The sequence below is a fragment of the Streptomyces sp. NPDC001828 genome, from assembly GCF_042892175.1.
GTDB lineage: Bacteria > Actinomycetota > Actinomycetes > Streptomycetales > Streptomycetaceae > Streptomyces.
Genome location: NZ_JBIATV010000005.1, coordinates 364,527 through 381,951, shown reverse-complemented (window position 1 = coordinate 381,951; position 17,425 = coordinate 364,527). Strand labels below are relative to the sequence as shown.

General features: G+C 71.7%; 18 protein-coding genes. 6 read left to right on the top strand and 12 right to left on the bottom strand.

What is annotated here, in order from left to right:
• Positions 1-475 precede the first annotated feature (475 nt).
• Positions 476-1,225: a chitinase gene (locus tag ACFYZA_RS18085; RefSeq protein WP_388491449.1), complete on the top strand. Its 750-nt coding sequence runs from the start codon at positions 476-478 to the stop codon at positions 1,223-1,225.
• A gap of 248 nt (positions 1,226-1,473) precedes the next feature.
• Positions 1,474-2,724 carry a cytochrome P450 gene (locus ACFYZA_RS18080; protein ID WP_388491447.1) on the top strand — a complete coding sequence of 417 codons (1,251 nt, stop codon included), beginning with the start codon at positions 1,474-1,476 and terminating at the stop codon, positions 2,722-2,724.
• 18 nt (positions 2,725-2,742) lie between these two features.
• On the opposite strand, the gene ACFYZA_RS18075 is transcribed toward ACFYZA_RS18080, so the two are convergent.
• Positions 2,743-4,350: an ABC transporter permease gene (locus ACFYZA_RS18075; RefSeq protein ID WP_388491444.1), complete on the bottom strand. Its 1,608-nt coding sequence runs from the start codon at positions 4,348-4,350 to the stop codon at positions 2,743-2,745.
• Positions 4,347-5,252 carry an ATP-binding cassette domain-containing protein gene (locus ACFYZA_RS18070; protein ID WP_388491441.1) on the bottom strand — a complete coding sequence of 302 codons (906 nt, stop codon included), beginning with the start codon at positions 5,250-5,252 and terminating at the stop codon, positions 4,347-4,349. Before ACFYZA_RS18070 ends, ACFYZA_RS18075 begins: the two co-directional genes overlap by 4 nt.
• 75 nt (positions 5,253-5,327) lie before the next feature.
• Between ACFYZA_RS18070 and ACFYZA_RS18065 the strand changes: the two genes are divergently transcribed.
• On the top strand, positions 5,328-5,903 hold the full coding sequence (locus ACFYZA_RS18065; RefSeq protein ID WP_382599114.1) for a GbsR/MarR family transcriptional regulator: 576 nt from the start codon (positions 5,328-5,330) through the stop codon (positions 5,901-5,903).
• A gap of 64 nt (positions 5,904-5,967) precedes the next feature.
• On the opposite strand, the gene ACFYZA_RS18060 is transcribed toward ACFYZA_RS18065, so the two are convergent.
• Positions 5,968-6,777 carry a diacylglycerol kinase gene (locus tag ACFYZA_RS18060; RefSeq protein WP_382599112.1) on the bottom strand — a complete coding sequence of 270 codons (810 nt, stop codon included), beginning with the start codon at positions 6,775-6,777 and terminating at the stop codon, positions 5,968-5,970.
• A 176-nt stretch (positions 6,778-6,953) separates the two neighbouring features.
• Here ACFYZA_RS18060 and ACFYZA_RS18055 point away from each other — a divergent pair, with 176 nt between their 5' ends.
• Complete coding sequence (locus ACFYZA_RS18055; protein ID WP_100573773.1) at positions 6,954-8,237, top strand: adenylosuccinate synthase; 1,284 nt, start codon at positions 6,954-6,956, stop codon at positions 8,235-8,237.
• A 90-nt stretch (positions 8,238-8,327) separates the two neighbouring features.
• Here the strand turns inward: ACFYZA_RS18055 and ACFYZA_RS18050 are convergent, their stop codons facing one another.
• From ACFYZA_RS18050 to ACFYZA_RS18040, 3 genes are all read right to left on the bottom strand, one after another.
• On the bottom strand, positions 8,328-8,501 hold the full coding sequence (locus tag ACFYZA_RS18050) for a hypothetical protein (RefSeq protein ID WP_382599110.1): 174 nt from the start codon (positions 8,499-8,501) through the stop codon (positions 8,328-8,330).
• Positions 8,502-8,638: 137 nt separating this feature from the next.
• Positions 8,639-8,842 carry an acyl-CoA carboxylase subunit epsilon gene (locus ACFYZA_RS18045; RefSeq protein ID WP_382599108.1) on the bottom strand — a complete coding sequence of 68 codons (204 nt, stop codon included), beginning with the start codon at positions 8,840-8,842 and terminating at the stop codon, positions 8,639-8,641.
• Positions 8,839-10,410, bottom strand: a complete 1,572-nt coding sequence (locus ACFYZA_RS18040) for an acyl-CoA carboxylase subunit beta (RefSeq protein WP_388491436.1) — start codon at positions 10,408-10,410, stop codon at positions 8,839-8,841. Before ACFYZA_RS18040 ends, ACFYZA_RS18045 begins: the two co-directional genes overlap by 4 nt.
• A 216-nt stretch (positions 10,411-10,626) precedes the next feature.
• Between ACFYZA_RS18040 and ACFYZA_RS18035 the strand changes: the two genes are divergently transcribed.
• Complete coding sequence (locus ACFYZA_RS18035) at positions 10,627-11,331, top strand: sensor histidine kinase (protein ID WP_388491434.1); 705 nt, start codon at positions 10,627-10,629, stop codon at positions 11,329-11,331.
• Positions 11,328-12,023 (top strand): response regulator, encoded by a 696-nt coding sequence (locus ACFYZA_RS18030; protein WP_388491431.1) that lies wholly within the window; start codon positions 11,328-11,330, stop codon positions 12,021-12,023. The genes ACFYZA_RS18035 and ACFYZA_RS18030 overlap by 4 nt, the downstream gene beginning before the upstream one ends.
• A 34-nt stretch (positions 12,024-12,057) precedes the next feature.
• Here ACFYZA_RS18030 and ACFYZA_RS18025 read toward each other — a convergent pair whose 3' ends face one another.
• The 6 genes from ACFYZA_RS18025 to ACFYZA_RS18000 all read right to left on the bottom strand — a co-directional run bounded on the left by ACFYZA_RS18025 (position 12,058) and on the right by ACFYZA_RS18000 (position 17,390).
• On the bottom strand, positions 12,058-12,471 hold the full coding sequence (locus ACFYZA_RS18025) for a nuclear transport factor 2 family protein (protein WP_388491428.1): 414 nt from the start codon (positions 12,469-12,471) through the stop codon (positions 12,058-12,060).
• A gap of 96 nt (positions 12,472-12,567) precedes the next feature.
• Positions 12,568-14,184 carry an FAD-dependent monooxygenase gene (locus ACFYZA_RS18020; RefSeq protein ID WP_388491425.1) on the bottom strand — a complete coding sequence of 539 codons (1,617 nt, stop codon included), beginning with the start codon at positions 14,182-14,184 and terminating at the stop codon, positions 12,568-12,570.
• Complete coding sequence (locus ACFYZA_RS18015) at positions 14,184-14,426, bottom strand: acyl carrier protein (RefSeq protein ID WP_382599096.1); 243 nt, start codon at positions 14,424-14,426, stop codon at positions 14,184-14,186. The genes ACFYZA_RS18020 and ACFYZA_RS18015 overlap by 1 nt, the downstream gene beginning before the upstream one ends.
• Before the next feature lie 68 nt (positions 14,427-14,494).
• Complete coding sequence (locus tag ACFYZA_RS18010) at positions 14,495-15,508, bottom strand: beta-ketoacyl-ACP synthase III (protein ID WP_382599094.1); 1,014 nt, start codon at positions 15,506-15,508, stop codon at positions 14,495-14,497.
• Positions 15,509-15,614: 106 nt separating this feature from the next.
• A complete protein-coding gene (locus ACFYZA_RS18005; RefSeq protein ID WP_382599091.1) occupies positions 15,615-16,328 on the bottom strand; it encodes an AAA family ATPase in 714 nt (237 codons plus the stop codon).
• A 42-nt stretch (positions 16,329-16,370) separates the two neighbouring features.
• Positions 16,371-17,390: an AvrD family protein gene (locus tag ACFYZA_RS18000; protein ID WP_388491422.1), complete on the bottom strand. Its 1,020-nt coding sequence runs from the start codon at positions 17,388-17,390 to the stop codon at positions 16,371-16,373.
• Between the last annotated feature and the right edge of the window lie 35 nt (positions 17,391-17,425).

Sequence of the window (17,425 nt, the reverse complement as noted above, 5' to 3'; positions counted from 1 at the left end):
CTCCGCCCCCAGACCCCCGTTCGCGCCTTAAGGGCGCTCGTCCTCAAACTCCCCCAAGGCCTTAAGGGCCAGGGGGGACCCCCATGACGGGCTGAAATGCCCGGTGCGGGCCGGCACCAGTACCGCTAGGGGCGCGGGGAACTGCGCGAGCAACCATGCACGGTGGACGGACGAAGACGGGGTTGGGGGCGCGGGGAACTGCGCGACCAGCCACGCACGGTCTGCGGACGGAGTTGGCGGCCGGGGCGCGACTTCGTCGCCCGATGGTTCGCCCGCTCGGAGAGTGCGGTGCGAACCCACAAGTCAACGTGCCGAAGGCATAGGCAACCTGCGGGTGACAGATCACCAACTTCCGCTGAAACGTGGCGAAACTGCATCACACTCTGGCATGGTCCCCGCCACGGGGGTCTCGGCCACCCGAGATGTTCCTCTCGGCGTCTCAAGCGGCGCGGTCCGCGCCGGTGAAGGAGTGCAGATGTCCCTGTCTCGTTCCCTGTCCCGCTTCGGGACCCGCTTCCGCTCCGGCGCGGTCGCCGGGCTGGGCGCTACCGCGGTGCTGGCCGGTCTGGTGGCCGCGGTGCCGGCGGTGCCCGCCTCCGCCGCCGGGTCGTTCGTGGTCAGCCAGGCGCAGTTCGACCACATGTTCCCGGGCCGGAACCCCTTCTACACCTACCAAGGACTGACCCAGGCGCTCGGTGCGTACCCCGGGTTCGCGAACTCCGGTGACGGGGCGACGCGCAAGCGCGAGGCGGCGGCGTTCCTGGCGAACGTGAGTCATGAGACCGCCGGGCTGAAGTACGTGGTCGAGCAGAACAAGGCGAACTACGGGCATTACTGCGACCGCGGCCAGCCGTACGGGTGCCCGGCCGGTGACAAGGCCTACTACGGCCGCGGGCCGCTGCAGCTGAGCTGGAACTTCAACTACAAGGCAGCGGGTGACGCCCTGCACATCGACCTGCTGCGCGACCCCTACAAGGTCGAGCGTGATTCCGCGGTGGCCTGGAAGACCGGGCTGTGGTTCTGGAACAGCCAGAAGGGCGCGGGCAGGACGACCCCGCATGACGCGATCGTGCACAACAAGGGGTTCGGCGAGACGATCCGCAGCATCAACGGCGACCTCGAATGCGACGGGAAGAACCCCGCCGAGCGCCAGGACCGGATCAACCTCTTCGAGAAGTTCACCCGCGACCTCGGCGTCAGCGCCGGCGGCAATCTGTCCTGCTAGTCAGTGCCGTCCGGCCGGCCCGATGCCGGTCCGGGTGTGCCGTCGGCCGACGCGTCGAGGCGTCGGCCGGGCGGCTGCTTCCGGACCCCTCCAGGGCACGGCGTACACGCCGACCCCTCCAGGGCGCGGCGTACACGCCGACCCCTCCAGGGCGCGGCGTGCACGCGGGGTCCGCAGTCGACGGCCGACGGGCTCGAACCGGCCCGCCCCCTTGATCTCCCCGGGGGTGAACCCGGATCGTCGAGCCCATGCACCCCATCCCCTTCCGCCCCGCCGAGCGCGACTTCATCGCCAACCCCTACCCCGCGTACGAGGAACTCCGGGCAGGGGGCCGCATCCACCACTACCCGCCCACCGGGCAGTGGCTGATCCCCCACCACGCCGACGTCCGCGCGCTGCTCCGGGACCGGAGGCTGGGCCGTACCTACCAACACCGTTTCACCCACGCCGAGTTCGGCCGGACGCCCCCGCCCCCGGCGCACGAACCGTTCCACACCCTCAACGACGGCGGCATGCTGGACCTGGAGCCCCCGGACCACACCAGGATCCGCCGGCTCGTCTCGCAGGCCTTCAACCCCCGCACCGTGGAGCGCCTCGCCCCCACCGTGCGCCGCCTCGCCGCCCGTCTCGTGGACGACTTCCGCGCGGCCGGCGGGGGTGACCTCGTGGCCGAGGTCGCCGAGCCCCTGCCCGTCGCCGTCATCGCCGAGATCCTCGGCATCCCCGACGCCGACCGGCACCTCCTGCGGCCCTGGTCCGCCGCGATCTGCGGCATGTACGAGCTCGACCCGGGTGAGGAGACCGCCGCACGAGCCGTCCGGGCCTCGGTCGAATTCACGGCGTATCTACGGGAGTTGATCGCCGAGCGGCGCAAGAAGCCCGGCCTGGACGACCTGATCTCCGCCCTCATCGCCGCGCACGACGAGGAGGCCGAAAGCGACGGCGAAGGCGAAAGCGCTGCCCTCCGCCGCCTCACCGAGCAGGAGATGATCTCCACCTGCGTGCTGCTCCTCAACGCCGGCCACGAGGCCACCGTGAACACCACCGCCAACGGCTGGTACGCGCTGCTCCGCAACCCCGCCCAGCTCGCCGCCCTCCGGTCCGACCCGGACGTCCTTCTGCCCACGGCCATCGAGGAGTTGATGCGGTACGACACCCCGCTCCAGCTCTTCGAGCGCTGGGTGCTCGAAGACATCGAGTTCGCCGGGCAGACGCTGCCGCGCGGCAGCGAGGTCGCCCTGCTCTTCGGGTCGGCCAACCGGGACCCCGCCCGTTTCGCCGACCCCGACGTCCTCGACCTCACCCGCGCGGACAACCCGCACATCTCCTTCGGTGCCGGCATCCACTACTGCCTCGGCGCCCCGCTCGCCCGGCTCGAACTGCTCGCATCCTTCGGGGAGTTGCTGAGGAAGGCACCTCGGATGCGCCTTGCCAGCGAACCCGAGTGGGGACCCGGGTTCGTCATCCGGGGGCTCAAGGAGCTCCGGGTGGAGTGCTGAGCCACCCGCGAACCGTCCTCAGCCCACCACGTCCCGGCGCCGCAACGCCTCAAGCCCCGCCCCGACCAGCACTGCGGCAAGCGACGTCAGGAGCAGTACCGGAGTCCACGCCATCTCCACGCCCGGCAGCTTGGGCAGATGGCCGAAGGGGGACACGTCCAGGACGGCGGTCGGCAGGTTCAGGGCGGGGCCGATCCAGCCGAGGGCCAGGCACAGGGCCACCACGCCGAGGGCCCCGGGGGCGAGCCTCGGGAACGCGCCGAACAGCAGCACCGCAAGGCCCGCCAGGGTCCAGATCGCGGGGAGTTGGACCAGGGCCGCGCCGAGGAGCGGACCGGTGTCGCCACCGTGGCCGGCCGCCAGGCCGAGCCCGCCGGTCACCATGATCAGGGCCGCCCCGCCGAACGCGATCACCAGGTGCCCGGCCGCCCACCGAACCCGGCCCACCGAGGCCGCCAGGACCGGTTCGGCCCGCCCGCCGGTCTCCTCGCCGTGCAGCCGCAGCACCGAGGAGGTGGCGTACAGCGCCGCGACCATCCCCAGCAGGCCGGCCATCGTGGCCAGGAACGCGTCGGTCAACCCCGTCTGACCGCCCATGCGTTGGACGATCTCCCTGGTGCGCGCGTTGTCGCCGACCAGTGCCGCCGCCCCGTCGGCCATCCCGCCGAACAGCAGCCCGGCCAGCGCGAATCCGATGGCCCAGCCGAGCACGCCACCGCGCTGGAGGCGCCAGGCGAGCCCGAACGCCGTCGCGATGCGCCCCTCGGCCGGGCCGGGCCGTGGCGGCACGAAGCTCATCCCGAGGTCGCGCCGCCCGGCCAGCACGTATGCCGCCGCCCCCTGCGCGAGGGCCGCCGCCACGATGATCAGCAGCACCCACCACCGCTCGCCCGCGTACGGCCGTACGTTCTCGGCCCAGCCCAGCGGAGAGAGCCGGTCGAGTACCGAGGAGGCGTCGCGGGTCGCGGTGTCGCCTGCCGCCCTCAGCAGGAACGCCGCGCCGAGCACCGCACCCGTCAGGCCCTTGGCGAGCCGCGCGCTCTCCGTCACCTGCGCCATGATCGCCGCCATGGCCGCGAACAGCATTCCGACCGCCCCGGTGGTCAGGCCGAGCGCCGCCGAACTCGCCGTGTTTCCGGTCGACTTGGCCAGTCCGGCCGTGATGATGGCGGCCACCGCCGTGTTCGCGACCAGCGCGGCGAGCAAGGCGGATGTGAGGGGCGCACGGCGGCCCACCATCGCCGAGGAGAGCAGTTCCTGACGGCCCGTCTCCTCTTCCTCCCGCGTGTGCCGCACCACGATCAGCAGGCTCATCACCGCCGCCAGCACGTACCCGAACCCGCCGAACCGCCACGCGGTCAGGGCGCCCGGCGAGTCGCCGAAGACGGGTCCGTACAGGGCGCGCAGTGAGCCGTTGTCGCTCATCGAGCGTGCGATGTCCGCGCGCTGGGCGGCCGTCGTGTACACCTTCTCCAGCGTGCTCGCGCCGCTCGCGACGAGGCCGCCGAGCGCGACCGCCCACACCGGGATCATCATCCGGTCCCGGCGCAGCGCCAGCCTCAACAGACCTCTCGTGCCCGCCAGTTCGCGGAAATGCCCGTCAAGCGGCAACACCATCGTGGTCATCGCGCGGCCACCTCCTCCGCCCCCGTGTAGTGGCGCAGGAACAGCTCCTCAAGGGTCGGTGGCGTGCAGGTCAGGGACCGTACGCCCGACTCGGTGAGCGAGCGCAGCACCGCGTCGAGCTTGTCCGTGTCGACCTGGAACTTGACCCGCCCGCCCTGTACGTCGAGGTCGTGCACGCCGGGCAGCCGCCCCAATTCGCCCGGTGCGTAAGCGAGTTCGGCCGTCACGGAGGTGCGCGTGAGGTGGCGGAGCTCCGCGAGTGAGCCCGTCTCCACCGTCCGGCCCCGCCTGATGATGCTCACCCGGTCGCAGAGGCTCTCCACCTCGCTGAGCAGGTGCGAGGAGAGCAGGACGGTGCGGCCTCGGTCGCGTTCCTCCTTGACGCAGTCCTGGAAGGCCTCCTCCATGAGGGGGTCGAGCCCGGAGGTCGGCTCGTCGAGGATCAGTACGTCGACGTCGGAGGCGAACGCGGCGACCAGGGCCACCTTCTGCCGGTTGCCCTTGGAGTAGGTGCGGCCCTTCTTCGTCGGGTCGAGCTCGAAGCGCGCGACGAGGTCCCGGCGGCGTGACGCGTCGAGGCGGCCGCCCCTCAACCTGCCGTACAGATCGATGACTTCGCCGCCGGAGAGGTTGCGCCACAGGGTCACGTCGCCGGGCACGTACGCGACGTGCCGGTGCAGCTCCACGGCGTCGGCCCAGGGGTCGCGGCCGAGCAGCCGGGCGGTGCCGGAGTCGGCGCGCAGCAGTCCGAGCAGCACCCGGATGGCGGTGGACTTCCCGGCGCCGTTGGGGCCGAGGAACCCGTGGACCTCCCCGGCCTCGACGGCGAGGTCGAGCCCGTCCAGGGCGCGGGTGCGCCCGAACGACTTGTGCAGTCCGGCGACCGTGATTGCCTTCGTCATGTTTTTGAACGTACTGTACTTTCACGAACTTGTGAAGATAAGGAACCGTATGAAGGGGCAGATAGGGTCGAGGTCATGAGCAGCGCGGAGGACAAGGGGCGGAAGGTGCCGGACGGGCCGGACGCGAGGGACACGGCGGGCGGCCAGGGCGGTCCGGAGGGGCGGGACGAGGACGCGGCGGGCCGCTTCGTCGAGCGGTTCGCCGCCGAGCTCGCCGAGGCGGGCATGCAGCGGATGGCGGCCCGCGTCTTCGCGGCGCTGCTCGTCTCCGAGACCGGCTCGATGACCTCGGCCGAACTGGCCGCGGCCCTGCGGATCAGTCCGGCCGCGGTCTCGGGCGCGGTGCGCTACCTGGCCCAGGTCAACATGGTCGGGCGCGAGCGCGAGCCGGGCTCCCGGCGCGACCGGTACGTGCTGCACAACGAGCTCTGGTACGAGACCTTCACCAACCGCGACCGGATCCTGACCCGCTGGGAGCAGGTCATGCGGGACGGGGTCGCGAGCGCGGGCGGGCCCGGTACGGCGGCGGGGGCGCGGATGGCGGAGACGGCGGCGTTCTTCACGTTCCTGCACGGCGAGCTGTCCCAGCTGATGGACCGCTGGCGCGAACACCGCACCACCCTCGACCTCCCTCCCATCCCACCCCGCTAGGCGCGGGCCCCCGCGCCCCGGCATCCCTTTCGCGCAGTTCCCCGCGCCCCTGAAAGCCTCAGGGTCAGCCGGGCAGGACCAGTTCCCAGGCGCCCGCCCGCACGGTCCACGTCCGCGTGCGGACCGGGCCCGCCACGATCTGGTCCGCCCGGTAGCGGAAGCCGCCCACCGGCCCCGAGATCGTCACCGCCCGCGCGGCCGCCCGCGCCCGCTCGCCGGTGCGCCCGTGCACCACCACCTGCGCGAGGCCGTCGGCCGAGGCCACCGACACCCCCGCCACCGGCCGGTCCAGATCGCTGAGCAGCACCCCGTCGGCCTCGACCCGGAGGCGGTGCGCGACGGCCGCCGACACCGGGGCGGGCGCCCGCACCAGGGTGCGGAGCACCGAACGGGCCGCGCCCCAGACCGTCGGCGAGGCGGGCCGGGCGCGGAGCGGGTGCGGCGGTGCCGGGACGCGCAGCGCGCCGAGGACCACCTGGTCGCTGTCGTCGACGAGGAGGTCGAGCCGGCGCCCGGCGCCCTCCAGGGCGGCCCGCGCGGCCGCCACCGCCCCCATCGGCACCCCGAGCGTGCGGGCCAGCTCCAGCGAGTCCGCCGAACCCACCGGAACCAGGGCGAGAGCGCCCCGGTCGAGCTCACGCTCCTTGTACAGCGTGGTCACCGTACGTAGCAGCGCCTGGTCGTCGCCGACCACCACGGTGCGCCGTCCGCCCCTGCGGGCCAGTGCCCTGGCGAACTCCTCCGGGCCCTGTGGCCAGCAGATTTTCGCCTGTGCTCCCGCACACAGCACATCTTTCGCGATCCGTACGGACTCGCCGTCAATACGGCGGGCGACCGGGTCGATGAGCACGACGAGCTGGTGCGCAGCCGACACCTCGGTCCTTCCTCGGGTAGCATCTTTGTGCAAGAGCCCCTTGCGCTATTGCGCCAGGGGCTTCGTCTATTCCGGGGCAAGCGTTCTTCGGTTCAGGCCCATGGTGTACGCATCCACATATGGAACGCGTATGCCCCTGACCTTGGACATGCCCCGCCCGGAAGGGGTGTACGCCTGTGCCCGCACTTGTGCTGCTCGGTGCTCAGTGGGGTGACGAGGGCAAGGGAAAGGCCACCGACCTCCTCGGTGGATCCGTTGACTATGTGGTGCGATACCAGGGCGGCAACAATGCCGGCCACACGGTTGTCGTAGGCGACCAGAAGTACGCGCTGCATCTTCTCCCTTCCGGGATCCTCTCACCGGGGTGCACCCCGGTGATCGGTAACGGAGTCGTCGTCGACCCGGCGGTCCTGCTCTCCGAGCTGAGCGGACTGAACGAGCGAGGCGTCGACACGTCCAAGCTCCTGATCAGCGGTAACGCTCACCTGATCACGCCGTACAACGTCACGCTCGACAAGGTCTCCGAGCGCTTCCTCGGCAAGCGGAAGATCGGCACCACCGGCCGCGGCATCGGCCCGACCTACGCCGACAAGATCAACCGCGTCGGCATCCGCGTCCAGGACCTCTACGACGAGTCGATCCTGGAGCAGAAGGTCGAGGCGGCCCTTGAGGGCAAGAACCAGCTGCTCGCCAAGGTCTACAACCGCCGCGCGATCGAGGTCGGCAAGATCGTCGAGGAGATGCTCCAGTACGCGGAGCAGCTCAAGCCGTTCGTCGCCGACACCACGCTGATCCTCAACAAGGCGCTCGACGACGACAAGGTCGTGCTCTTCGAGGGCGGCCAGGGCACCCTGCTCGACGTGGACCACGGCACGTACCCCTTCGTCACCTCCTCGAACCCGACGGCGGGCGGCGCCTGCACGGGTGCGGGCGTGGGCCCGACGAAGATCAGCCGCGTGATCGGCATCCTCAAGGCCTACACGACCCGCGTCGGCGCGGGCCCGTTCCCGACCGAGCTGTTCGACGAGGACGGCGAGGCGCTGCGCCGCATCGGCGGTGAGCGCGGTGTCACCACCGGCCGTGACCGCCGCTGCGGCTGGTTCGACGCGCCGATCGCCCGCTACGCGACCCGCGTGAACGGCCTGACCGACTTCTTCCTCACCAAGCTGGACGTGCTGACCGGCTGGGAGGAGATCCCGGTGTGCGTCGCGTACGAGATCGACGGCAAGCGCGTCGAGGAACTCCCGTACTCCCAGACCGACTTCCACCACGCGAAGCCGATCTACGAGAAGCTGCCGGGATGGTCCGAGGACATCACCAAGGCCAAGACCTTCGACGAGCTGCCGAAGAACGCGAAGGCCTATGTGAAGGCCCTGGAGGAGATGTCCGGAGCGCCGATCTCCGCGATCGGCGTCGGCCCCGGCCGTACCGAGACGATCGAGATCAACTCCTTCCTGTAGGCGGGCGCGCGGGCAGCCTTCGGGTGTGCCCGCGGGCGCGGGAACGATGAGCGGGGCTCTGGGCGGCCGACCGGCCGCCCGGGGCCCCGCTCAGTCGATTCCGGGCAGGATGTGCGGCTCGGCGAGGTCCTCCTCGTATCCCGCGAGCCGGATCGGCGCACAGCGGGCCCAGGTGTCCAGACACCTCAACTGCTGTCGCCCCGTGACCCGTTCAGTGGTGCCGTGCACGAGCTGTTCGCGTATCGCCGCGCGGTCCGGTGCCATCGCCCGACTCCTTCCGTCCCTGGGGTTCCGGGAACACTGCGCTCCGGGAACACTGACGTTTCGGGAACGCTAACGGCCGGCGCTCGACTGTCGGCCGTGGCTGCTTCGGAAGGGGCAGGGCGCCGGCACCGAAGGTGTCAGCGCCGCCAGGATCCGGCGCCCGGCCGCCCCGCCCGACGTGGCCGGCGCCAGCCGGGCCGGGGCGGCGGAGCGGTGGGGGCGGGCTGTTCGGCGCTGCGGGCGAGGCCCAGCAACACCGCGGTGAGGGCGGCCAGTTCGTGCGGGTCGGGTGCGCCGCGTACGACGTGGAAGGCGGCGGCGCGGCCGTCGGGGGCGCTCATACCGGCGGGTTCCCGTGCTTGCGGGCCGGCAGGTCGGCGTGTTTGCCGCGCAGCATGGCCAGCGCCCGGATCAGCACCGAGCGGGTGTCGCGCGGGTCGATGACCTCGTCGACGAGGCCGCGTTCGGCGGCGTAGTAGGGGTGCATCAGCTCGCTCTCGTACTCCTTGATGCGCTGGGCGCGAGCCGCGTCGGGGTCCTCGGCGGCGGCTATCTCGCGGCGGAAGATGACGTTGGCAGCGCCCTCGGCGCCCATCACGGCTATCTCGTTGGACGGCCAGGCGAGCGAGAGGTCGGCGCCGATGGAGCGCGAGTCCATCACGATGTAGGCGCCGCCGTAGGCCTTGCGCACGATGAGCTGGATGCGCGGCACGGTCGCGTTGCAGTACGCGTACAGCAGCTTGGCGCCGTGCCGGATGATGCCCTCGTGCTCCTGGTCGACGCCGGGCAGGAAGCCGGGCACGTCGACCAGGGTCACCAGCGGGATGCTGAACGCGTCGCAGAACTGCACGAAGCGGGCGCCCTTCTCGGACGCCTCGATGTTGAGCACCCCGGCCACCGCCGACGGCTGGTTGGCGACGACTCCCACCACCTGGCCGTCGAGCCGGGCGAGCGCGCAGACGAGGTTGGCGGCCCAGGCGGAGTGCACCTCGAAGAAGTCGCCGTCGTCCACCACCTCCTCGATGACCCGCCGCATGTCGTAGGCGCGGCTGGGCTCGGCGGGCACGAGGTCGAGGAGCCCGTCGCAGCGCCGGTCGGCCGGGTCCTCGCAGGGCAGCGCGGGCGCCGTCTCGTGGTTGTTGGCGGGCAGCAGGGACAGCAGGTGGCGCACGTCGAGGAGGCAGCTCTCCTCGTCGTCGTAGGCGGCGCTCGCCACCCCGGACAGCTGGGCGTGCACATCGGCGCCGCCCAGCTCGTTCTGGCTGACCTTCTCACCGGTGACGGCCTGCACGACGTCGGGCCCGGTGATGAACATCTGCGAGATGCCGCGGACCATGAAGACGAAGTCGGTGAGGGCGGGGGAGTAGGCCGCGCCGCCCGCGCAGGGGCCGAGCATCACGCTGATCTGCGGGATCACCCCGGAGGCCGCCACGTTGCGGCGGAAGATGCCGCCGTATCCGGCGAGCGCGGAGACGCCCTCCTGGATGCGGGCGCCGGCCCCGTCGTTGAGGCTGACCAGCGGGGCGCCGGCGGCGAACGCGAGGTCCATCAGCTTGTGGATCTTCTCGGCGTGCGCCTCGCCGAGGGCGCCGCCGAAGATGCGGAAGTCATGGGCGTAGACGAAGACGGTGCGGCCCTCGACGGTGCCCCAGCCGGTGACCACGCCGTCGCTGTAGGGGCGCTTGTGCTCCAGGCCGAAGCCGGTCGCGCGGTGCCGGCGCAGCGACTCGATCTCGGTGAACGAGCCCTCGTCGAGGAGCAGCGCCACGCGTTCGCGGGCGGTCAACTTGCCCCGGGCGTGCTGACGTTCGGTGGCCTGGGGCTCGGGCCCTTCGTGGGCCCGGGCGCGCAGCCGTTCCAGTTCGCCGAGCCGGGTGTGCGCGTCGAGCCTCTGGTCGAGCACGGTCATGAGTACTCCTGCCTGAACTGAGGGGCCGGCCTCGGCCGACCGGGCGGTGAATTCGGGTCCCTGATCCGGGAATCAGCATGCCAGAGATTGATTCCTTCGTGAAGGTATTTTATTGTGGTGCTCGTTGGTGAGGGTGCGCGCACTGCCGGTGCCGCCCCACGGCCCTCCCCTGTTCGTACGTACTCCGTCACGCACCCAGCGAGGAAGGAACGACCGATGCGGCAGCAGGAGACCCGCCGGCGCCAGTGGACCGGGCGGAGCCGTCACCAGTGGGTGGCACGTGAACTGCACGACCGGGTGGGCAATGAACTCGCCGTCGCGCACAGGCAGTTGGAGCTCGTCGAGCTGCACCTGACCCAAGACCCGGAGCTGGCCGCCGAGCGGATCTCCGGGGGCCTGCGGGCCCTGGCCGAGGCGATGCGGGTCACCCGCGAGCTGGCCGGGCAGCTGTCCGACGGCCGCGCCCCGCTGGCGGCCCGCACCGAAGCGCCGGGCGGCCTTCGCCCGCTCGCCCGCACCGACCTGGCCGGGGACCTGCGCGCCTTCGCGAAGGGGCTCATGCCCGTCGGGACGAGGGTGGTGGTCCAGGTGACCGGGCAGCCCGCGCGGCTCCCGGACGAACACCGCGGCCAGCTGTTCCTGATCCTGTGCGAGGCGCTGCGCAACGTGTCCACGCACGCGGCGGCGGACCACGTCGTGGTCTACGCGGACATCACCGACACGACCGCGTCCGCGGTGGTCGAGGACAACGGAAAGGGATTCGACATGATCGGCGCACCACCGGCCGGCCGCGGGATCGGCCTGGCCTCCATGCGCGAACGCGCCCGGGGCCTGGGCGGCACGCTCACCGTGGCCTCCGTGCCGGGCCGGGGCACCCGGGTCACCGCCTGGCTGCCGCTGCCGCTGGGGCGGCGGCCGTGACCGAGACCCCGGCGCCCCCGGTGCGCATCCTGCTCGTCGACGACCACGCGATCCTGCGCGAGACCCTGCGCGAATGCCTGGAGGCCGAGGGCGACTTCGAGGTGGTGGGCGACGGCGCGGACGGCGCTCAGGCCGTCGCGCTCTGCGCACGGCTGCGGCCCGACGTCCTGCTCCTCGACGTGGAGATGCCGGGCGCACCCGTGGGGATGACGGTCCCGCGCGTCCTCGAAGTGTCCCCGCGCACCCGGATCATCATCCTCAGCATGCACGAAAGCCCGGACCTGGTACGGGAGTTGCTGGCCCTCGGCATCCGGGGCTACCTCAACAAGCGGGTGAGCCGGCACCATCTGGCCTCGGTGATCCGGGGTGTGATGCGCGAGGGCGACGAGGTGCAGATCTCGGTGTCCCAGTTCGCGGCGCTGGCACCGGGCGCGCAGGACAACCGCATCTCGCCGCGCGAGCGGGAGCTGCTCACCCTGGTCTCCCAGGCTCTGAGCAACCGTCAGATCGCGGTGCGGCTCGGCATCACCGAGGGCACGGTCAAGCGTCATCTGCGCAACATCTTCGGCAAGTTGGACGCCGTGTCCCGCATCGACGCCGTCAACAAGGCGGTCGCCGCCTCGCTGATCGCTCCGCTCCAGCCGCGCTCCCAGCTGGGCCGGGTGCCGCAGCCCGCGGGGCGGGAGAGGTGAGACCCCTCCCGCCCCGCGCCGGGCGGCTCGGCCGTCAGGCGGCGAACGCCTCGGCCGCCGCGGCCCCGTCCTCGAACATGTGGTAGAGCCGGATCCTGCCGTCGGCCACCGCGATGTGCAGCGCGAACTCCGAGCTGAACTTCTTGCCGGTGCGCCGGATGACGTGGATGAAGCGCCCGAGCGCGACACCGGTATCGCCCTCGGCGACGATGCTGTCCACCTCGAACCGCTCGGTGGTCTCCACCTCTTCGCCCGCGCTCACGAAGAACGCCGCCAGCTCCTCCTTGGTGGTGCGGCGCCCGGTCCACGGCACGGTGGCCGAGCCGGGGACGTTCCAGTCGACCTCGTCGGTGAACAGGTCGAGCAGGGCGGTCAGGTCGCCCGCGCCGAAGCGCGTGAAGAACTCCTGGATCGTCTCGGTGGTGCCGGCGATCGTCTGGACGGACATGGCTGTCTCCTCGTGACTCATGGCTGGATCGGAGTGGTGACTCATGGGTGGAGCAGGGGAGTTCGGCAGGTGCAGCTGCCGGACCGGGACCGTTCCTCAGGCGAGGGCGGGCACCGGGACCTCGGTGGGGGCGGCCCCGCGCAGGAAGGTCTGGGTCCGGGCGGGCGCGGTCACCGGAGCGCGGTGCGCCAGGTGCCCGTCGGGGCGCACGGTCGCGATCACCGGCTGCTTGCCGAAGGCCCGGCGCAGCGGCTTCGCGGCCGCCGCGTCCAGCCCGCCCAGGTCGAGCACGGCGACCTGGCCGGTGAAGCGCCGGCGCAGACCGGCCACCGTGTCCGCCCAGTCGGCCGGGACCCGGCGGCCTGGCCACAGCACCACGGTGTACTTGTACGGGTCGAGCGCCGGAACCCCGTTGTCCTGCACGGGCGGTGCGAACAGCGGCACGCGCTGGCCGACCCGGGCCGGGTGCGGAATGCGGCGGAACAGCGGGTCGGTGACCGACTCCGAGTAGTCGACGTCCGCCTGGGCGAGCAGCGGCACCAGGATGCGCTGGATCAGACCGGTCCAGCCGGCCGTTACGAAGATCGCGTCGCGCACCGCGATCCGCAGTGTGGAGCGCTGCATCGCGAAGCGGGCCTGCGCCGCCGACGTCTTCGACATCCGTACGGCACCGACGCTCCGCTCGGGGTGGTACGTCTCCAGGATCGCCTCGTCGAGCCGGCCCTGGATCACCCCGCCGAGCTTCCACCCCAGATTGGCGGCGTCCTGGAAGCCGATGTTCATGCCCTGGCCGCCGGCCGGGCTGATCACGTGCGCGGAGTCGCCGACCAGGAAGCAGCGCCCCTGGCTGAACCGCTCGGCCAGACCCAGCCGCGGGCGGAACGAGCGGGTCCACACCGGCTCGCCCACCTTGAAGTCGGTGTGCGCACGCTGGTTGATGACCTTCTCGATGAGCTCACGCGACGGGTTGCCCTCGTCCGCGCCGCGGTGCGGGATGTTCGCGGCGATCCGGTAGTGCCCGCCGGCCAGCGGCACCAGGGCCACCACGCCGTCCCGCGAGTAGTAGTACTGCGCGTTGTCGGGCACCCCGCCGGTGATGGGGGCGTCGCCGATCGCGTACGTGACGTCGATGGGCTCGCCGTCGAAGCGGATGCCGAGCATCTCGCGGGTGAGCGAGCCCGGGCCGTCGGCGCCGACCAGGTAGAGCGGGAGCACGGTCTCGGCGGTGCCGTCGGAGCGGCTGAGCACGGCCCGGGGCAGCGTCTGCGAGGTGGTGTCCAGGTCCTCCATGGTGGTGCCGAACTCGATGGACCCGCCGAGCTCGGCGAGCCGGTCGCGCAGCACGCGCTCCGTCTCGCGCTGGGGCAGTGTCAGGACGAACGGGTAGGGCGAGTCGGGCAGCCGGTGCATGTGCGCGGTGCCGCGCAGCCGGCCCTCGGAGTAGTAGCCGACTCCCTCGCTCTGATGGCCCGTCGCGGCCAGGCGCTCGCTGACGCCGATCCGGCGCAGCACTTCGAGGCTGCGCGGCCACACCAGGATGCCCTTGGAGTGCGGGTCGGACTCGTCGATGCGGGCGCGGCGGTCGATGAGCCGGATGCGTACGCCCTGCTGGAGCAGCTCGCAGGCCAGCGTGATGCCGACCGGGCCCGCGCCCACGATCAGGACCTCCGGGGAGTCACCGGCCAGCGGTGCGCGTGTGGTGTCCCACTGCATCAGACCTTCACACCCTTGGTGCTGAGCAGCTCGGCGGCCTCGCCGATGGATTCGACGGACAGGAGCTCGTCGTCGGTGACCGGGACGCCGAGGCGGCGCTCCAGGATCACGGCGAGCTCCACCATGACGAGCGAGTCGAATTCGAGGGCCTCGAAGCGCGTCTCGGCGGAGAGCTCCTCGGACGGGAGGCCGTACTTGTCGGTCAGGATCTGTATGAGGTCGTCGGCCAGCAGCTGTGACATCGACTTTCTCCTTCTGGGGATGCTCGAAGTGGCTTTGTGCGTACGGGAGTTCATGTCAGCCGGGGCGGTCACACCGGGGTGAGTTCGGGCCACACCAGGGCGGCCGAGCCCCAGGTGACGCCGCCACCGAACGCGCTCATCAGGACGCGGTCGCCGGCCGTGATGTCACCGGCCGCCGCCGCGTCGCCGAGGGCGAGCGGGATGGAGGCGGCCGAGGTGTTGCCGACCTTGTCGAGGTTGATCACGGCACGCTCGACGGGTACCCCGAGCTGTTCGGCCACGGCGTGCAGAATGCGGACGTTCGCCTGGTGGCCGACGAAGCGGTCCACCGAGTCCACCTCCCAGCCGATCCGGCCGAGCAGGGTGCCGGCCGAATCGGCCATCCGCTTCACGGCGTTGGTGAACACCTGGCGGCCCTGCATGGTGAACCAGGAGTCCGCCGGGTCGGGAGCTCGGCCGCCGGCCCGCTGCCGCGAACCACCGCCGGGGATCTTGATGAGGTCGGCGAGCGCCCCGTCGCTGCCGAGGTCGAAGCCGAGCAGCGCGCCCGGCTCGTCGGCCCGGCCGGCCCGCAGCACCACCGCGCCGGCGCCGTCGCCGAAGATGACGGCGCCCGAGCGGTCCTCGGGGTCGATGATGGAGGTGAAGGTCTCCGCCCCGATCACCAGGACGCGCTGGGCCTGGCCGGAGGCGATCGCCCCGGCCGCTCCCGAGAGCGCGTACACGAATCCGGAGCAGACCGCGGCCATGTCGTAGGCGGGGACGGGGCCGAGGCCGAGCCGGGAGGCGACGTCCGGCGCGGTGGCCGGGCACGGGTGGTCGGGGGTGGTGGTGGCGACCACGACCAGGTCGACCTCGCTGACCCCGGCGGACTTCAGGGCCCGCTCGCCCGCCTCGACCGCGAGGTCGCTGGTGGCGACGTCCGGCCCGGCCATGCGCCGCTCGGTGATTCCGGTACGGCTGCGGATCCATTCGTCCGAGGTGTCGAGCCGCTCGGCCAGCTCCGCGTTGGTGACGACACGGGGCGGGAGCGCGGTCCCCAGCCCCTCCAGAACAGCCGTCAGTCGGGTAGTACTATCCATGCTGGACCCTCGATGGTCTGAGCGAGACCATGCGGCGACCGACCGGCGCACGGCGTCAACTGTCTGCCGGTCGGTCGTCGGATGGCTCGTGTGGACGGTTGGGTGGTCAGGCGGCGATCGCCGGCTCGCGCCGCGTCTCGATCGTGGTGTCGATCTGCCCGTACGCCTCCCGTGCCTTCGCTATCGCCTCTTCCTCGGTCATGACCGGGGTCAGGCCCGTGATGGCGACGATCTCGCGAAGGCGCTCCGGCAGTGTTCCGCCGATGATGTGGACGGGGATCTCCAGTTCCGCCAGGACTTCGAGCAGCCGCTCGTCGGCCATGGTGCGGAAGCGGTTGTTGACCGGGCGGTGCCCGTCGGCGGAGAGCGGGAGCTCGTTGCGCAGGTGCACGAAGGCGTCGAAGCTCCGCTTGACGTGCTGCTTGAAGGAGACGCCCAGCTGACGCATCACGGCGTCGAAGAAGGCGATCTCCGCGGTGCGTTCGACGTCCTCGCCCTCGGCCAGGCCCACCGAGTCGTTCGGGTTGATGCCGACGCGGACCCGCAGCGCGCCGTAGATCCACTCCTGGAGCGAGGAGCCGTCGGAGACGAAGCCGTCGGCGAGCTGGTACTCGTACTTCACCCGCTCCGTGTGGCGCACCACGATCATCTGGAGCAGTTCGGCGGCGGTGCACTCCTCCAGGGTCTTGCCGGGAGCCGCCTCCGGGAGGATCTCGCGCATGGTCTTCGCCATGGTGCGCGGCAGGCCGGTGTAGTGGGCGAGGGCGAGCGCGGTCAGGGTCTTCCCGGACGAGTAGGTGCCGGAGATGCCAAGCCTCATGTGCGTAACTGCCTTTTCGGATAGGGGAGTCGGGCGTGCTGCTCAGCCGGCGGCGGTGGCGGCGAGCCGGGGGATCTCGTGGGTCACCGAGCACATGACGCGTACGCCCGCGCAGCCGCTGGTGATGTCGGCGGTGCGCCACCGGGCCCCGCGCACCTCCAGGAGCGTGCTGTCGGTGAGCTCGGTGGTCACCGGGAAGGGGGTGTCCGCGGTGCGGTGCGGGGTGTCGCTCTCCAGGACGGTGCGGCGCATCCACAGCGTGTTGCTGTGCGCGCGGTCCACGCCGTCGAGGCCGTACAGGAGCGCCTGGCCCATCTGAAGGGCCACCACGAAGGCGTCGATGAAGGACACCGACGGCTGGTAGGAGCCCTCCATGCCGACCGCGCCGCGGTGCGCGCCCGGCACCGGGACCACGGTGACGGTGGCGTCGGCGCGCTGTCCGGCGAGGTCGACGGTGACCTCGGTGATCGGCTGGCGCCGGTGCTTGAAGCCCTCGCCGTAGACGCCCGCGGGCAGCGCGGCCAGGTCGGTGTCGTAGGCGGCGGTGCCGGCCGCGGTCAGGCGGCCCGCCGGGTGGACGATGTCGCAGCGCACTCGCATGCCGCCGACCGTGCAGTCGAGGACCGAGAGAGCGGCCGAGGGGTCGCCGTCGTGCTCCCGGGTGGTGCGCAGGCGCGCCTCGGCGGTGAGCGCTTCGAGGTGCTCCTCGTCCGGTGCGTTCCCGGCGCGGATCTCCACCCGGCGCACCCACATGGCCGCCCGCTCGCGCTCGCTCAGGCCGTGCCTGCGGGTCAGGAACATCTCGCCGAGGCGGGCGCCGATGATCAGGGCGTCGATGGTGCTCAGGTGGGGGCGCTGGTCGGTGTCGCCCTTCTTGGACCAGTCGGGCGGGCAGATCACCGACGCGGTCGCGGTGATGGTGCCGCTGCCCTGCGGTCCCGGGGCGACGACCACGTCGCCGAACCGGTAGTCGACCCTGCGGTGGCCGTCACCGAAGAACCTGCGGCCCACCGGGCCGAGACTGTCGTCGATGGACGCCAGGGCGGTCGTCGCGGAATTCATGACACTCCTCTCCTGTCGCTGGTCGTACGGGGCGG

Coding starts and splice junctions, on each gene's coding strand:
- ACFYZA_RS18085 (WP_388491449.1), top strand. CDS start 476: ATGTCCCTGTCTCGTTCCCTGTCCCGCTTCGGGACCCGCTTCCGCTCC.
- ACFYZA_RS18080 (WP_388491447.1), top strand. CDS start 1,474: ATGCACCCCATCCCCTTCCGCCCCGCCGAGCGCGACTTCATCGCCAAC.
- ACFYZA_RS18075 (WP_388491444.1), bottom strand. CDS start 4,350: ATGACCACGATGGTGTTGCCGCTTGACGGGCATTTCCGCGAACTGGCG.
- ACFYZA_RS18070 (WP_388491441.1), bottom strand. CDS start 5,252: ATGACGAAGGCAATCACGGTCGCCGGACTGCACAAGTCGTTCGGGCGC.
- ACFYZA_RS18065 (WP_382599114.1), top strand. CDS start 5,328: ATGAGCAGCGCGGAGGACAAGGGGCGGAAGGTGCCGGACGGGCCGGAC.
- ACFYZA_RS18050 (WP_382599110.1), bottom strand. CDS start 8,501: ATGGCACCGGACCGCGCGGCGATACGCGAACAGCTCGTGCACGGCACC.
- ACFYZA_RS18045 (WP_382599108.1), bottom strand. CDS start 8,842: ATGAGCGCCCCCGACGGCCGCGCCGCCGCCTTCCACGTCGTACGCGGC.
- ACFYZA_RS18040 (WP_388491436.1), bottom strand. CDS start 10,410: ATGACCGTGCTCGACCAGAGGCTCGACGCGCACACCCGGCTCGGCGAA.
- ACFYZA_RS18035 (WP_388491434.1), top strand. CDS start 10,627: ATGCGGCAGCAGGAGACCCGCCGGCGCCAGTGGACCGGGCGGAGCCGT.
- ACFYZA_RS18025 (WP_388491428.1), bottom strand. CDS start 12,471: ATGTCCGTCCAGACGATCGCCGGCACCACCGAGACGATCCAGGAGTTC.
- ACFYZA_RS18020 (WP_388491425.1), bottom strand. CDS start 14,184: ATGCAGTGGGACACCACACGCGCACCGCTGGCCGGTGACTCCCCGGAG.
- ACFYZA_RS18015 (WP_382599096.1), bottom strand. CDS start 14,426: ATGTCACAGCTGCTGGCCGACGACCTCATACAGATCCTGACCGACAAG.
- ACFYZA_RS18010 (WP_382599094.1), bottom strand. CDS start 15,508: ATGGATAGTACTACCCGACTGACGGCTGTTCTGGAGGGGCTGGGGACC.
- ACFYZA_RS18005 (WP_382599091.1), bottom strand. CDS start 16,328: ATGAGGCTTGGCATCTCCGGCACCTACTCGTCCGGGAAGACCCTGACC.
- ACFYZA_RS18000 (WP_388491422.1), bottom strand. CDS start 17,390: ATGAATTCCGCGACGACCGCCCTGGCGTCCATCGACGACAGTCTCGGC.